Here is a 13,966-nt window from a genome sequence, read left to right as displayed (position 1 = left end):
AAATACCTGCACAGCAGGTATTCATAAAGAAAGGTGTTCATGTTTAATACATTACTTGCGGTATTTATTGGTGGCGGTGTGGGCAGCGTAGCCCGCTGGTTGGTCAGCATGAAGCTCAACAATCTATCGCCCAATATTCCGGTGGGAACACTGGTCGTAAACCTGATTGGGGCTTTTATTATCGGCCTGGCGTTGGCGCTATTTACCCGCCTCACACATATTGATCCCGTGTGGAAGTTACTGATTACTACCGGTTTTTGTGGCGGCTTAACGACGTTTTCCACCTTCTCTGTCGAAGTCGTCTACTTAATTCAGGATGGCAAACTGGCTTGGGCCGCAGGTACGATCCTGCTTAATCTAGCCGGCTCACTTGCTATGACTATGCTGGCCTTCCTGCTGGTCAATCACTTCGCAGGGCAGTAATGCCACGAGTTGTACTCGTCTTAATGTTTTCTTAATCTACGGACCCGATAATCATAGGGTAGAGAACAGTTAACCAATAGTGGTGGCTGAAGTGCCGGATATCGCTATGTTTGGATTACCTAAGACGCAGGTTGAGTGGCTGACAGTGATTTTTTGCCTGTTTATCACCGTCGTTTTTTTAAAAATGTATCTCTTTTAGCTAACACCACTTCCTTCGCCTACATATCAGTGCCACAAATAAAAAACCCGCCTATGGAGGCGGGTTTTAAGAAATATGGGCTACTTAGATAGCGATAACATTAGCAGCAGATGGCCCTTTGGCACCGTTCGTGATTTCAAATTCTACACGCTGGCCTTCAGCAAGAGTTTTGAAACCGTTGCTAGCGATGGCTGAGAAATGAACGAAAACGTCCTTGCTGCCATCTTCTGGGGTAATGAAGCCGAAACCTTTGGACTCATTGAACCACTTAACGCTACCTTTAATCTTAGACATCAAACTTACCTTTACGTGAATGTTGGACACAAAATGTGTGTCAGATACAGTACAGCAATAGAACCGATTCTTGTCCACAGCAGAGATCACAAAAAAGAGATAAAAAGAGAAAACCACACCTTTTTCATCTCATTTTTAGCACAGAAATCCACATTTTTTCCTTTTTCAGCCCAGCTTCACTGGGGCCGAAAAACCTTCCATTAAGCCGCCAGACTGTATCTGAAAGCTATTCCCCTGTATTATACTTACCCATTGGATACGCTAATATGAGATGCATGATGAACGGTAGAATAACAACTTTTTTTGAAGATAAAGGCTTTGGTTTTATCACCGATGAGAACGGAGATAACCGTTATTTTCACGTTATTAAAGTTGCTAATCCCGAGATGATCAAAAAAGGGGCGGAGGTCACTTTTGAGCCGACAACCAATACCAAAGGGTTATCCGCATTTGCGGTGAAAGTGGCTATCGAGAGTAAATATATCTTTATCGCCAACGAGAGAATCAAGCTCACTAGCATTAAGTCATTCAATACTTTCACTAAAGAAGTTCCTGCACAGGCTGAAGTCGACAAAGCCAATACAGTCCTCTCGGTAAATTTACTGATGAATAAGATCCGACCGCAGGAAGAAGATATTGCAGAAAAAACGGTACCATTGAAGATGTTGTCGATAACCACATTCCAAAATGTAACTTATACATTCTCTGAACATGAAGTCGATATTGATAGTACGGTTGCTAAGTTGAAGTGTATTTGATGTTGACTATTTTCTACTGAAATACTTTGGTCTCTGCACCAATAAATGGCCCCAAATAACTTTGGGGCCATCCGAGTAGCCCCAGGATTTTGATGCTGGCATCCCTGCCCGCTATGATAAAAACGTCCCTTTGATATTCTCTGGTGTTGACGGTAAAAATAATAAAAAAATCTAGTCCATTATTTATATTAACTATTTGAACATAAACATTTTAATTAATTCGACGTCTGTGCGGGCACCCAGTTTTTTCATCGCTGAGCGTTTTTGCCCGCTAACTGTTTTCTCACTCTTTTTCAGAATTCTGGCGATATCTCCACCGGAGAAACCTTCATTAAATAACTTAAGTACAATATTTTCATTAGGTGTCAAATACTGACGCTCTGATGACGCTAAACTTAATACATTAGCGCTTTTGCGTTCGATTAAGTTTTCTTTAAGCCCACGAAGCTTACGTTTGAATACCGTCGCGATTTTATTGGTTACGGCTTCGAGCGAGTCTTCTCTGAAGATCATCGTTACGTTACTGAATCGTGGAATTCCCTGCAGGAAACTATTTAATCTGGCATCGCAAATCAAAAAAACATCCGATTCTGATGGCGATCTATCCAAACTTTTTAGTGCGTCGAAAAAACTGAACTCATCGACGCCAATAAAAATCACATCTGCTGAATAGAATGATTTTCGATAGAATTTAATCTCTTTCTTAAACCCTAACGATGTGAGTGTTTTTTTTACGATAGCTACCATACCCAGTGTTTGATATTTATCGTTATCGACTATCATACAGCTTATCATATTGGTCACACCCGCTAGTGCCTAAGCACCCCATAAGTCATTGACTCAGACCTGTTTATAATGAAATAAATATCATTAAAAATTATAAAGATAACCCAGGACACACCTCTGTTTGCTCAGTAAAACATAGGGGGGTTGAGAGAGATATAGGATGTCAACACCGGAAGGTGTAGGAAACGTCTTCTTCTATAGAAATATTTCTTGGTATTTTGTTTATGATAAATTTTACTGGGCGTGACAGCTTTCAGATTGTATGCAAAAATATAGAAAAATTAGTAGTCTGAATAGGAAAGGGTCGATGCAAACCAGATGCCCTATGACGCTGCTTTCTCATTTAACCTTATTGTAAGTTAAACTACTTTATGAGAAACGTCGGTTTACATGCTCTAAAAACCTTAAGCTGCTTTTCTGCTGTGACCTTCTATTCCGCCAGTAAAACCTGTACTGACCAGTGTTTTTTAGGTGGTGAAGTGATGAGTGTTCTGTACTTTCTATCGATCATCGCCACCCCCTTGTTCTTCATGATTATTGGCTATATCGACTCTAATGATGAGATAGATCAACAAGATATCCTCAGAAAATTAAAATCTATAATAACCATTATTATCTTCTGGAACGTCCTTTTCTACTTTATCAACGAGGATGGTTTCAAGCGGGGCTATTTCCTGCAAAGTTGGCTTTTATTTAGCATTGCCATTATTTACCTTATTAATCCAATAATTTCTAAAGTCTTAAAGAGCAATAGAACCGCAATAATCACCCTCTCATGTTTGGTTATTTTCTCTGTTTCTATCGACCTGATCAGTGCGTTTACTGAGAGACCATACCTAATTGACTTTCCACAATACTTCAGGCTGTGGACTTGGATCTTCTATTATATGACCGGTAGGTTTTTGTGTTCTCGGCTATGCCAGAAAATGACAAAATTACCGAGAATACGTTTCATTGCTAAAGTGCTGCTCATCCCGACAGCTATTTCAATGTATTATTATGAAAGTTTTATGTCGATACATGTGTACAAAACAGTGAATGCAGGCTACTTCCTCGATAACTTACACGTTTTAATTCTGAGTTTATGCTTATTTGTCATATTTGATAACTTTAATACTAAACATGAGTGGATAAAGAAAACCTTAGCCTACATTAGCCCTTCAATGATCGGGGTCTATATATTACATGATGGGATTTTCTATTTTATTTCCAGTGCATATAATTTATCGGATGTCACACTGAGATTTACACTTCTATTATCTGTATTTGCTGCTTCGGTACTGTTATCGCGCCTATTATTACTCAATAAATACACATCACGATTTATCTCATTTTGATTGATATAACCTGAACAGCCTCTGCTCAAAGTGGAGGCTGTCAGTTACCCCTACGCAGACGATCCTATCATATTGCTTATTTATTGAATCTGAATCACGGTTAGCCTATTACCAAATACCGCACCGGTATCGATATACAGCTGGTTTTTAAACAACAATGGTTTCACCAATGGTGTATGGCCGAATATAAATTTATCCGCCCCCGTAATTTCCTCGCTCTCCCCTTTCATAGCAGCACTAAGGCGCTTACGGTTCCACACCACTAGATGCTGATTGATGGCCTTACCGTACACATATTCATCTGAAGGATAATCAGCATGGGCAATAACATATTTTCCGTGCTCAGTCGTAATTTCGATCACCAGAGGTAACTGCTCAGCCTGTTTAATTAGCTGTTCAACCTGAGATTTTTTGCTGTCATCCAGTGAGAAGAACCAACGTCCGCCATTCGCCATCCAGGAATCAGCCTCACCACCTGCCAGCACATCAATCGCCATTTGCTCATGATTACCACGGGCAGCACGAAACCAATTAGCATTGATAAGCTCATAACACTCAATATTCTGTGGACCGCGATCCGCTAAATCCCCGACAGAAACGAGTAAATCAACAGAGCGCTCAAACTGCACGCGATCCAATGCATCCATCAGTTTTTTATAGCAGCCATGAATATCACCAACAACAAAGATACGTCGGTATTCGCTGCCATCTATTTTATGGTACATAGCAGGCCCCACAGTCAGTGCATTGCCTGTATTAACTTTAGTTGATTTGCGTGCTATTTGAACAAAAAATAGGCAGGTTAAAGAAAATCTGTATCTTTATAATAAGATAAGCCGCACTCCGGCGGCTTATTTAAGTTTGATAGACTACAAAGGCCGATAAATCTCTCTGTAGTGAGCTAATCTTTCCCGGAAGAAATCGAGTTCATCTGGCGAAAGCTTCGCTTCAATTTTATCAATCCTGATTTTCTTCTTTTGATTTTCCATAAAAGCAATCGTGGATGCCACAAAGTCCAGACTGGTATGGCAATATACGGAAACAAGTTTCTCAAGTGCTGACATTTTACACCTCCACGCTACCCAGCACACAGTCAAATTTATCACAAATAATTATATTAAAACCGTGAAGCAGATCAAACTTAGCGGGTGAGTCCCCCAAAGACGCCATGCCGTCGGACGTTATAATTTTTTAAAAATCGTCTGAACCTGACTATTTTTTAGCGAGTCGATGTTTTTTAACTTATTTTCCGCTATCTTCTTGGGCTGCGACTCATACCAACAACCGATAACGGGAACAGCGTGAAACTGAGAAAAACAACCCTAATTATGATAGCACTCGCGCTGGCGGTATTCGCTTACACCTATTTTACCGGAGCTTAAGGCGAGCAAACTCATGCTAAAAGTGATTGCCCAAGATTTTATAAAACTGGAACACATTGATGATGTCATGCCGCTCTATAAAGAGTTGGTTGCATGCACAAAGCTTGAACCCCTCTGTATATCCTACGATTTATTTATTGATCATAAAGATCCGGGCCACTTTATTTTTATTGAAGAGTGGCCAGATCAAGCAGCTCTGGATATACATTGCGCAACGACACATTTCAGAAAATTAGTGCCGCAGATTAATCAACACCAGCGTAAAGAGTGCACAGTCACCCTTATGCACTCTTTTGATTAATATTGAAGAACAGCTCATCACTCCACGAGTTGTTCTTCTTCATGATATTGATTTTGCCACATGGCTGAGTATCGGCCATTCTTCAGCAATAGCGCCTCATGACGTCCACGCTCCACTATCGAACCTGCTTCCAGCACAATAATTTCATCTGCATCAATGATGGTCGATAAGCGGTGGGCAATAACCAACGTCGTGTGATCGCGGCTGACCTCCCGTAAATGAGCCTGAATTTCACGTTCAGTATGGGTATCTAATGCACTGGTGGCTTCGTCAAAAACCAATATGGCCGGATTTTTGAGAATAGTACGGGCAATCGCGACTCGTTGTTTTTCTCCACCGGATAATTTAAGTCCACGCTCGCCCACTCGCGTATCATAACCATCTGGCAAGCTACTGATAAAATTGTGAATATGTGCGAGTTTTGCCGCCCGCTCTATCTCTTCAAAACTGGCAGATGTTCTGCCATAGGCAATGTTATAGCGCAGCGTGTCATTAAATAGCACGGTATCCTGAGGCACGATACCAATCGCCTTACGCAGACTCGCCTGAGTGACATTCCGGATATCTTGCCCATCAATAAGCACTGCGCCATCAGTCACATCGTAAAAACGGAACAGCAAACGAGAGAGTGTTGACTTGCCCGCTCCAGAAGCGCCCACCACCGCCACTGTTTTACCTGGGGGAATGGTAAAACTTACGTTATTCAAAATAGGTCTGCGTGGGTCATAACCAAAACTGACTGAATCAAAGCGCACTTCACCTTTGGTCAACTGCAACGTTGTGGCATCGGGCTTATCGGTAATCTCTTGCTCAACCATCAACAAATTGAGCATATTCTCCATATCAATCAAGGCCTGCCTAATTTCAGAATAAATAAAACCAAAGAAATTTAGCGGCTGATATAACTGTAAGAGATAGGCATTGACCAGAACAAAATCACCGATAGTCATTCGGCCTTGGGTAATACCTTTCGCCGCCATCGCCATCATGACAACTAATCCTATTGAGATAATGGCCGTCTGCCCGAGGCTTAATGCAGTAAAACTGAATTGATTTTTAATCGCCGCATGTTCATACAGTTGCCGCGATGTATTGAATCGCTGGGCTTCAAACTCTTCATTTCCAAAATATTTTACGGTTTCGTAATTGAGCAAACTGTCGATAGATTTAGTGTTGGCATCCGCATTAGCCTGATTGAGTTCGCGCCGAAAGCGGGTTCGCCAACTGACAGCCATCACAGTAAACAGAATATAACAGGTGACCGTGACCAAAATGGCGACGGCAAACCAGCCATCTAATAGATGCCACATGATCAAAGAGACCAGCGTTATTTCAAATAAGATGGGGAATATGGAGAACAGCAGACGCGAGAGTACCGTAGCAACCGCTTGTGTTCCGCGCTCGATCGACAAAGATAAGCCACCGGTTTGTCGGTCAAGATGAAAGCGCAAACTTAACTCATGTAGCTGCTTAAATACCCGTAATCCAAGTAGTCGAGTCGCATTCTGGCTGATGTGTATAAACATCACGTTGCGCAGCTCTTCAAATAAAGAGGCACTAATTCTCGCGATCCCGTAGGCGATAATGAGGCCGATGGGGATAGCCAACATTTTGGCACTTTCACTGCTTAAGGTGTCGATCATAGCCTTGTAGGCAAGTGGTACCAGTGTTGTGCTGACTTTAGAAACCACCATAAATATGACGGCTGCAATCAGGTAGTAGCGAAGTTTGGGGTTATTCTTGGGCCACAGATAAGGCAGTAAGAACTTGAGTAAGCGGGAGCGATCCATATTTATATCTTTGTCATCTCAGGTGAAACAGCTGTAATTGTTTTTTTATATTCTGCCACGTATCAATGTAATGGCCTAATTGGGCTATACAGTTTTTTTGACCAACATAAGCAATTCTCTTCGATATCCAAAAAATGTGATCGGCGTAGCATTCCTCTTATCGAAAGCAACCCGCTTTCATCTATACAAACCGAAGAGAATATATTATGAAAACAACTATCGCAGCACTGACCCTGATTGCAGCAATCTTGGCACCAACAGTTTCAATGGCAAATATCGGTGACCATGACAGCTATAAAGGCACCTTCCCTATCAGCCAAGGCCAAACCACCAGCACCGGTGATCAAACCGCTAAAAACTGATTTTTAGTCAGTAGATTGCTATAAAATCAGTCGCTAAAAATGAATATAAGTCCCATGTAGAATAAGTGGGACTTTTATTCATTTTCTGATATTCGCATATTAATGATGACTCAACGTCTCCTTCTACTCTCCCCCACTACGATTAACGTGATTCTCTTTATTCGTCATTAACGCTCACCATCAGAGCTAAAATCTGACAACCAGTTAGTCAGCTAGCATTCACTGCTTAATATCATCAGGATACGCATGCTCGAATAAGCTGATAGATCCATGATTTTCAGGTAACAATGCATCAATAACCACACGCTTACCTTTGCACTGATGACGCTCCTCCTGAGAAGAACAGCTCAGTAGTGGCAGAATGGCTCTTTCATAGAAATAGCGCTTTCTTTCGGAGTGATAGATATTGGCCTGTCTTTTTTTATAAAAATGACATTACCATTATTAGAAAATGACATATTTACCTCAATCTCTTTATAAGAGGAGTATTTACTCTAGGCAGGGTCTAAAGGAAGTCAATAATCAGCTCATGATTGAATTAACATTAAAACAAGTATCAATTGGTTATTATTGACATCGGAAGGCTGATGTTCTCGGAATCGAAGGTGGATTCAAAGTACGGCTTCCGAATCACGTCACGATATAGACTCTCGGAAGCCGCGCTTAACAGCCTAATTATTCGTCAAAGAACCAATAGCCCTGATTAATCAGTTCGGTTAACTCAGCAACGAAAGCGGGATTCTGTAACGCCCCGCCCAACTCTTTCTGACCAATACTGGTGTAACGGCACAGCGCATCAGCGCCTTTAGGATCGACCGTCTCCAGCCGTTCGCTATTGGTGAAGAAGCTATCGCCAACTTGCAGAACCCGTAGCCCACTCAGGCGCGTCAAGATTTCTCCCCCCATCAGCGCATCAACAACTTCATCCTGCTCGAAAGGCGGCTGGGCTGGTGCGATATCCAGCTCATGGCGTGGTGTCGTGGCAAAGCGGCCAAACCACTGTTTAAAATCTTCCGGCTGATTAATCATATTGACCATCATGCTACGCACTCGGTCAAGCTCATACTCTTCAACCTTTCCCGGATGCTCCCGGCAGGTTAAATCAGGATCGCTGTAGTGCTCGCCACCGAGATCATTCTCCAGCGCATAGTCAGCGAAGCTACTGATTAAGTCTCTGCCGTTTGGCCCACGGAAGCCAACGGAGTAGTTGAACGCTGTTTTGTGGGTGAAACCGTCGTGTGGGAAGCCCGGTGGAATGTATAAAATGTCGCCTGGTTCGAGGTCTTCATCAATAATCGGCGTGAAAGGCTCAACGTGTAACAGCGCCGGATGCGGGCAGAACTGTTTCAGGGGCAGTTTATCGCCAACCCGCCAACGGCGGCTGCCCATACCCTGAATGATAAAGACATCATACTGATCAATATGTGGCCCGACGCCACCGCCTGGAACCGAATAGGAGATCATCAGGTCATCTAAACGCCAATCCGGCAGCACGCGAAATGGCCGCACAAGTTCAGCCGAGGGGGCGTGCCAGTGGTTAACAGCCTGCGCCAGCAGCGACCAGCCTGTCTCACCCAGATGATCAAAATGCTCAAATGGCCCGTTACTCGCTTGCCACTCACCATGGGTGTGACTGACCAGACGGCTATCCACTTCCGCCTCCATCGCTAAGCCCGCCAGTTCGTCTGGGGTAATAGGATCGACGAAGTTCGGAAATGCATTTTTTAATACCACAGGTTGTTTTTGCCAGTATTTTTCTAAAAATTCGGGCCAGTTAAGATTCAATTGATAAGCCATGCTTCACACCAGTGAGGAAAAACGGGCCTGATTATAAAGTGGCTAAGTCTCTGGCCGCCTTGTCATGGGTCAAGACAGTGCGCTCAGCTAAGCAAAAATTTCTCGGCGCGATTATATGGCAAACAGCGCGCCGACCTGACCTGCCTCGCTTTCACCATCACTCAGATCTATTCGAATCTTAGTTGATACGTCTCCCTTGCATAAATAGATGATTAGTAAATATACAATAGATGTCATCAATCATTAATAGCCACCTAAATGGGTCATCAAGATGAAATGCACCACTTTTGGACGTAATAGCGCTCTTCGGGCCTCCGAACTGGCCCTGGGTACAGCTAACTTTGGCAGGGTCTGGGATATGGCTCGGAAAAAGAGGAAGCAAAGTCAGTTATTGATGAGAGGCAACATCTATTGATGTGCTAGCATAAGATACTTTATGATGCTGCCTGCTCAATAAGGAGAAATAGATGGCCCGGGTCTCAAAGCAACAGATGGCGCTCAATCACGAAGCGATCGTGCAGACGTCTTCGCAACTCTTCCGTGCTCGAGGTTTAAATGGCGTCAGCGTGAACGACTTAATGGCTGCGGTCGGTTTGACTCACGGAGGATTTTATGGGCATTTTTCGTCGAAAGATGAACTGGCGGCTATTGCCAGCCGCAAAGCCATCGACGACTCCCGCGTTCGCTGGGAAGAGATAAGCAGTCAGCCTGACCGCCATAATTTGCGCACACTAGTGGAGCTTTACCTCTCTCCTGAGCACCGTGACCGTATGGAAGATGGCTGTACCATCACTGCATTAGCCAGTGATGTGGCGCGTGAAAATAGTGAAAATCCGGTATGCGAAGTCTATCTCTGCGGCGTGAAATCCATGCTGGAGAGATTAGAGTCTCTTTCCGATATAGCAGACGACGAACAGCGCAGGCAACACGCACTAGCACAGTTTGCTATGTTGTCTGGTGCCTTAGCATTGGCCCGTGCAACCGCTGGGGATAAAATATCGGATGAGTTTCTTGCTGCTGCCAAAAAGGCACTGCTGGGTGAAGAGTAGAGGCTGATAACCTTCGTTCTCTTGCCAGCCACGAATACCTTACCGCACATTAATACTTGGCCGCACCGCAGGACTCCCGGATCACCAGCGAGGGGGGTAATATAATGCGTTTTGGCGGCTCATCATTCCCCTGAATGCGGCTAAACAGTAACTCCCCCGCTTTACGCCCTATTTCACGGGCAGCGACAGAAACCGTTGTCAGTGCGGGCTGTACCAGCGACGCTTCCGAAATATCATCAAAACCCACGAGTGCAAAATCTTGCCCGATGACGCGATTTTTTTGCCGCAAAGCGAGCATTACCCCTAAAGCCACAATATCCTGATAGCACACCGCCGCGGTGATCTCGGGGAAAGCGGCAAGTAACTCATTACATGCCTGTGCGCCAGAGCTTTGCGTGGCTTCACAGCTCACAATCCATTCACTGCGCACTGGGATATGATTTTCCAATAGCTTGCTGCTATAACCCCCCAAACGTTGCGCGCGTGTAGATGACCCCTCTTGCCCGCCAATAAAGGCGATGTTGCGATGCCCCTGATTCAGCAAATGTTGGGTCGCAAGTTGAATACCAAGAAAGTTATCCGTTCCAACATAGTCAAATCCGCTGTCAGCGGGTGGCCGCACTGCCATGATCACGGGAATTTGTCGACGTTTAAGGCTCTCATAAAATAGCGCTGGCGTTTGCTTCGCGGCGCACATCACCATGCCGCTGGCGCTATTTTGCAGCAAAGAATCGACAAAACGCTGTTGTCTCTCCGCAGACTCTGCCGTATTCGCCAGAAACAACATCATCTGATGGCTCTCCATCTCATCACTTAAACCCGCAGTCATCTCGGCATAGAAAGGATTGGTGATGTCATGTAGCAACAAACCGACCTGATTACTGCTGCGGTTGCGCAGATTGGCTGCCGTTTGGTTATAAACGTAGCCCAGTTGCTCGAGCGCGGCTAACACTCGCTTACGTGTCGGTTCAGAAATTCGCCCTTGGTTGCGTAGGACTAAAGATACCGTTGCGGTCGAAACCTGAGCATAGACCGCGACGTCCGCCAATGTGATGGTGGCCATGGTGTTCTCCGTTGCTGTTTCCTTTAAGGTATATCGATTAACCTTAAAATATAGCTTCATTGAGTTATTTTCGTGATCACTCTCGCAATAGAGGACCTATAAAGCCGATTTTATCGGCTTCCTTGAGGTTAATCTCATTTATCAGTCTAGCACCTTCCACGATTAATCGATTAATCTTAATGCCAGAAGTGATTAAAAATACAACACCAAAGGGAGCGCCGGCTATGTCATCACAATCTGGTTTCACAAATTATGATAAATCCCCAGAAATTTTGGTTGAGGGCTTTGACCATGCAGCTTGGCAAGGTTGGGAGGCTATCCGAGACACGCTTTTGCACAACGTCGCTACCCGCTCATCGGCCAAAACGGTGCTGGTGATCGATTGCTATCCAGGAGTAGATCTTGGCGAGCTTCATCATCAGCTCATTGCACATTTACCTGCCTCACTGGTCATTGATGCCTCGCAGGCTAAGCGCGCAGAAACTGAAGTCCATGCGCTGATTAAGCGTAACCTCACTGACGATCGTGTTTTCGGTGTGATGTCATGCCATCAACTCAGTGAGTTCTTCCATGAGGATAAAATCAACGCGTTGCAGGCAGAAATTAGTGCGGCTGACGGATTGATTGTGGTGTTTGGTCCCGGTGCCGCACTCATCACCCAAGGTGATATTTTGGTCTATGCCGATCTGGCTCGCTGGGAAATTCAGCAGCGTTTTCGCCGTGGCGAGCTGGGTAACTGGGGTATCGACAATAACAATGAAGATGTACTGCGTCGCTATAAGCGTGCTTTTTTCATCGAATGGCGTGTATTTGACCGCCATAAGAAACCATTGCTGAAAAATGCCGATTTCATTCTCGATACCAATCAGTCGCAGCATCCTGTACTGGTCACCGGCGCTGCTTTTCATGCCGGGCTGCAACAGGCCACCACTCAACCGTTTCGTGTTGTGCCCTTTTTTGACCCCGGTGTATGGGGCGGCCAATGGATGAAACACCAGTTTGATCTCAACCCGGAAGCCCCGAACTACGCATGGTGTTTTGATTGCGTGCCCGAGGAAAACAGCCTGCTAATGCGGTTCGGCAACATTCGGGTTGAGATCCCCTCACAGGACTTGGTCCTTCTCTACCCTAAGCCTTTACTGGGCGAAAAAGTCTACGCACGTTTTGGCACTGAATTCCCGATTCGTTTTGATCTTCTCGACACCATGGGCGGGCAGAATCTTAGCTGTCAGGTACACCCGCTGACTGAATACATCCAGCAAAACTTCGGGATGCATTACACCCAAGATGAAAGCTATTACATTCTCGCTGCCGACCCTGGCGCACAAGTCTATCTCGGCACTCGCAGCGGCATTGAACCGCAAGCGATGTTGGCGGATTTACGTGCCGCTCAGCGCGGCGAAAAAGAGTTTGATGATAAGCGTTTTATTAATCAATTCCCTGCCAAAGCACATGACCATTTTCTTATTCCAGCGGGAACCGTGCACTGTTCAGGGTCAGGTACAATGGTGCTGGAGATCAGTGCTACACCCTATATTTTCACTTTTAAATTATGGGATTGGGGCCGTGTCGGTCTGGATGGGCTACCGCGCCCCGTTCACCTCGAGCATGGCGAGCAAGTCATTAACTGGCAATGTGATACTGAATGGGCGCAGTCACATCTGATTAATCAGCTTGAACCCTTGAACAGCAGCGATGGCTGGCGTGAAGAGCGCACCGGATTGCATGAGCGTGAATTTATCGAAACCCGCCGCCACTGGTTCAGTAAAACAGTGGAACATGACACTGAGGGCCGCGTAAATGTGCTCAATCTGGTTGAGGGCAATGAAGCCGTTGTCGAAAGCCCGGATAACCACTTTGCCCCCTTCACCGTGCATTACGCTGAAACCTTTATTATTCCGGCCGCCGTGGGCAAATACCGCATTCGCCCCGTCAATGCTCAGGGTCAAACACTGGCAACCATAAAAGCATGGGTAAGGGGTTAATCATGATTCATATCCTTTTAGCGACCCACGGCAAACTGGCCGAAGGACTGCTCGACAGTGCAAAAATGGTTTACGGCGAGCTGGCGCAGACCTCTTTTGTCAGTCTACGCAATGAGGGGGGAATCGAGTCCTTCAAGCGGGAGTTTGCCCAAGAGATCGAACGGCAAAATCAGTATGTCGACGGCATTCTGGTGCTGTGCGATTTACAGTCCGGCACACCTTATAACGTCGCCTGCTGCCATGCTTTCTCTCCTGATTCAGTAAAGCCCATCGCCGTTATTTGCGGGGTCAACTTCCCCATGCTGCTGATGAGCATGGATTTTGTTGATAGTGACGATGTTCATTTCGTGGCCAAAACGTTAGTCACACAAGCGGCAGAGTCCATGATCTACGCCCAACCCCCACAGGTTGCACCAGACGAAGAATTTTAAGGAGTCATC

General features: G+C 45.1%; 15 protein-coding genes and 1 pseudogene. 9 read left to right on the top strand and 7 right to left on the bottom strand.

Features of this window, described 5'->3' with window-relative positions:
* Positions 1-39 precede the first annotated feature (39 nt).
* Positions 40-423 carry a fluoride efflux transporter CrcB gene (gene crcB / locus ACZ76_RS14570; RefSeq protein WP_048619568.1) on the top strand — a complete coding sequence of 128 codons (384 nt, stop codon included), beginning with the start codon at positions 40-42 and terminating at the stop codon, positions 421-423.
* Between the two features lie 283 nt (positions 424-706).
* Here crcB and cspE read toward each other — a convergent pair whose 3' ends face one another.
* Positions 707-916, bottom strand: a complete 210-nt coding sequence (cspE, locus tag ACZ76_RS14565; RefSeq protein WP_002210315.1) for a transcription antiterminator/RNA stability regulator CspE — start codon at positions 914-916, stop codon at positions 707-709.
* 278 nt (positions 917-1,194) lie between these two features.
* Between cspE and ACZ76_RS14560 the strand changes: the two genes are divergently transcribed.
* Complete coding sequence (locus tag ACZ76_RS14560; RefSeq protein ID WP_005278086.1) at positions 1,195-1,674, top strand: cold-shock protein; 480 nt, start codon at positions 1,195-1,197, stop codon at positions 1,672-1,674.
* A gap of 192 nt (positions 1,675-1,866) precedes the next feature.
* On the opposite strand, the gene ACZ76_RS14555 is transcribed toward ACZ76_RS14560, so the two are convergent.
* Positions 1,867-2,457 (bottom strand): helix-turn-helix transcriptional regulator, encoded by a 591-nt coding sequence (locus tag ACZ76_RS14555; RefSeq protein ID WP_048619566.1) that lies wholly within the window; start codon positions 2,455-2,457, stop codon positions 1,867-1,869.
* A 374-nt stretch (positions 2,458-2,831) separates the two neighbouring features.
* Between ACZ76_RS14555 and ACZ76_RS14550 the strand changes: the two genes are divergently transcribed.
* Positions 2,832-3,797, top strand: coding sequence for an acyltransferase (locus ACZ76_RS14550; protein ID WP_048619565.1), 966 nt, complete (start codon positions 2,832-2,834; stop codon positions 3,795-3,797).
* 80 nt (positions 3,798-3,877) lie between these two features.
* Here ACZ76_RS14550 and ACZ76_RS14545 read toward each other — a convergent pair whose 3' ends face one another.
* On the bottom strand, positions 3,878-4,522 hold the full coding sequence (locus ACZ76_RS14545) for a metallophosphoesterase (RefSeq protein WP_048619564.1): 645 nt from the start codon (positions 4,520-4,522) through the stop codon (positions 3,878-3,880).
* A gap of 144 nt (positions 4,523-4,666) precedes the next feature.
* Positions 4,667-4,861: a glycogen synthase gene (locus ACZ76_RS14540; protein WP_048619562.1), complete on the bottom strand. Its 195-nt coding sequence runs from the start codon at positions 4,859-4,861 to the stop codon at positions 4,667-4,669.
* A gap of 331 nt (positions 4,862-5,192) precedes the next feature.
* Here ACZ76_RS14540 and ACZ76_RS14535 point away from each other — a divergent pair, with 331 nt between their 5' ends.
* On the top strand, positions 5,193-5,480 hold the full coding sequence (locus tag ACZ76_RS14535) for a putative quinol monooxygenase (RefSeq protein ID WP_048619561.1): 288 nt from the start codon (positions 5,193-5,195) through the stop codon (positions 5,478-5,480).
* A gap of 17 nt (positions 5,481-5,497) precedes the next feature.
* Here ACZ76_RS14535 and ACZ76_RS14530 read toward each other — a convergent pair whose 3' ends face one another.
* Entirely contained in the window at positions 5,498-7,270 is a 1,773-nt protein-coding gene (locus ACZ76_RS14530) for an ABCB family ABC transporter ATP-binding protein/permease (protein ID WP_048619560.1), read from the bottom strand.
* 206 nt (positions 7,271-7,476) lie between these two features.
* Between ACZ76_RS14530 and ACZ76_RS19415 the strand changes: the two genes are divergently transcribed.
* The gene (locus tag ACZ76_RS19415) at positions 7,477-7,632 is read left to right on the top strand and encodes a hypothetical protein (protein WP_167337193.1); all 156 of its coding nucleotides are present in this window, start codon (positions 7,477-7,479) and stop codon (positions 7,630-7,632) included.
* A gap of 675 nt (positions 7,633-8,307) precedes the next feature.
* Here the strand turns inward: ACZ76_RS19415 and ACZ76_RS14525 are convergent.
* Complete coding sequence (locus tag ACZ76_RS14525) at positions 8,308-9,429, bottom strand: ribosomal protein uL16 3-hydroxylase (protein ID WP_048619559.1); 1,122 nt, start codon at positions 9,427-9,429, stop codon at positions 8,308-8,310.
* 271 nt (positions 9,430-9,700) lie between these two features.
* On the opposite strand from ACZ76_RS14525, the pseudogene ACZ76_RS19715 reads away from it, so the two are divergent.
* Both ACZ76_RS19715 and ACZ76_RS14520 read left to right on the top strand, forming a co-directional pair.
* Positions 9,701-9,825, top strand: a pseudogene (locus ACZ76_RS19715) (aldo/keto reductase); the annotation flags it as partial.
* 71 nt (positions 9,826-9,896) lie between these two features.
* On the top strand, positions 9,897-10,478 hold the full coding sequence (locus tag ACZ76_RS14520; RefSeq protein ID WP_048619558.1) for a TetR/AcrR family transcriptional regulator: 582 nt from the start codon (positions 9,897-9,899) through the stop codon (positions 10,476-10,478).
* A 49-nt stretch (positions 10,479-10,527) separates the two neighbouring features.
* On the opposite strand, the gene ACZ76_RS14515 is transcribed toward ACZ76_RS14520, so the two are convergent.
* On the bottom strand, positions 10,528-11,541 hold the full coding sequence (locus tag ACZ76_RS14515) for a LacI family DNA-binding transcriptional regulator (RefSeq protein WP_048619557.1): 1,014 nt from the start codon (positions 11,539-11,541) through the stop codon (positions 10,528-10,530).
* A 224-nt stretch (positions 11,542-11,765) separates the two neighbouring features.
* Between ACZ76_RS14515 and ACZ76_RS14510 the strand changes: the two genes are divergently transcribed.
* Entirely contained in the window at positions 11,766-13,526 is a 1,761-nt protein-coding gene (locus tag ACZ76_RS14510) for a class I mannose-6-phosphate isomerase (protein ID WP_048619556.1), read from the top strand.
* Positions 13,527-13,528: 2 nt separating this feature from the next.
* Positions 13,529-13,957: a PTS sugar transporter subunit IIA gene (locus ACZ76_RS14505; RefSeq protein WP_048619555.1), complete on the top strand. Its 429-nt coding sequence runs from the start codon at positions 13,529-13,531 to the stop codon at positions 13,955-13,957.
* Positions 13,958-13,966 lie beyond the last annotated feature (9 nt).

Source organism: Yersinia aleksiciae (genome assembly GCF_001047675.1).
Taxonomy (GTDB): Bacteria; Pseudomonadota; Gammaproteobacteria; order Enterobacterales; family Enterobacteriaceae; genus Yersinia; species Yersinia aleksiciae.
This window is presented reverse-complemented; position numbering and strand designations above follow the sequence as displayed.

Excerpts from the sequence above, each read along its gene's own strand:
- crcB (WP_048619568.1), top strand. The coding sequence starts at position 40 with ATGTTTAATACATTACTTGCGGTATTTATTGGTGGCGGTGTGGGCAGC.
- cspE (WP_002210315.1), bottom strand. The coding sequence starts at position 916 with ATGTCTAAGATTAAAGGTAGCGTTAAGTGGTTCAATGAGTCCAAAGGT.
- ACZ76_RS14560 (WP_005278086.1), top strand. The coding sequence starts at position 1,195 with ATGAACGGTAGAATAACAACTTTTTTTGAAGATAAAGGCTTTGGTTTT.
- ACZ76_RS14555 (WP_048619566.1), bottom strand. The coding sequence starts at position 2,457 with ATGATAGTCGATAACGATAAATATCAAACACTGGGTATGGTAGCTATC.
- ACZ76_RS14550 (WP_048619565.1), top strand. The coding sequence starts at position 2,832 with ATGAGAAACGTCGGTTTACATGCTCTAAAAACCTTAAGCTGCTTTTCT.
- ACZ76_RS14545 (WP_048619564.1), bottom strand. The coding sequence starts at position 4,522 with ATGTACCATAAAATAGATGGCAGCGAATACCGACGTATCTTTGTTGTT.
- ACZ76_RS14540 (WP_048619562.1), bottom strand. The coding sequence starts at position 4,861 with ATGTCAGCACTTGAGAAACTTGTTTCCGTATATTGCCATACCAGTCTG.
- ACZ76_RS14535 (WP_048619561.1), top strand. The coding sequence starts at position 5,193 with ATGCTAAAAGTGATTGCCCAAGATTTTATAAAACTGGAACACATTGAT.
- ACZ76_RS14530 (WP_048619560.1), bottom strand. The coding sequence starts at position 7,270 with ATGGATCGCTCCCGCTTACTCAAGTTCTTACTGCCTTATCTGTGGCCC.
- ACZ76_RS19415 (WP_167337193.1), top strand. The coding sequence starts at position 7,477 with ATGAAAACAACTATCGCAGCACTGACCCTGATTGCAGCAATCTTGGCA.
- ACZ76_RS14525 (WP_048619559.1), bottom strand. The coding sequence starts at position 9,429 with ATGGCTTATCAATTGAATCTTAACTGGCCCGAATTTTTAGAAAAATAC.
- ACZ76_RS14520 (WP_048619558.1), top strand. The coding sequence starts at position 9,897 with ATGGCCCGGGTCTCAAAGCAACAGATGGCGCTCAATCACGAAGCGATC.
- ACZ76_RS14515 (WP_048619557.1), bottom strand. The coding sequence starts at position 11,541 with ATGGCCACCATCACATTGGCGGACGTCGCGGTCTATGCTCAGGTTTCG.
- ACZ76_RS14510 (WP_048619556.1), top strand. The coding sequence starts at position 11,766 with ATGTCATCACAATCTGGTTTCACAAATTATGATAAATCCCCAGAAATT.
- ACZ76_RS14505 (WP_048619555.1), top strand. The coding sequence starts at position 13,529 with ATGATTCATATCCTTTTAGCGACCCACGGCAAACTGGCCGAAGGACTG.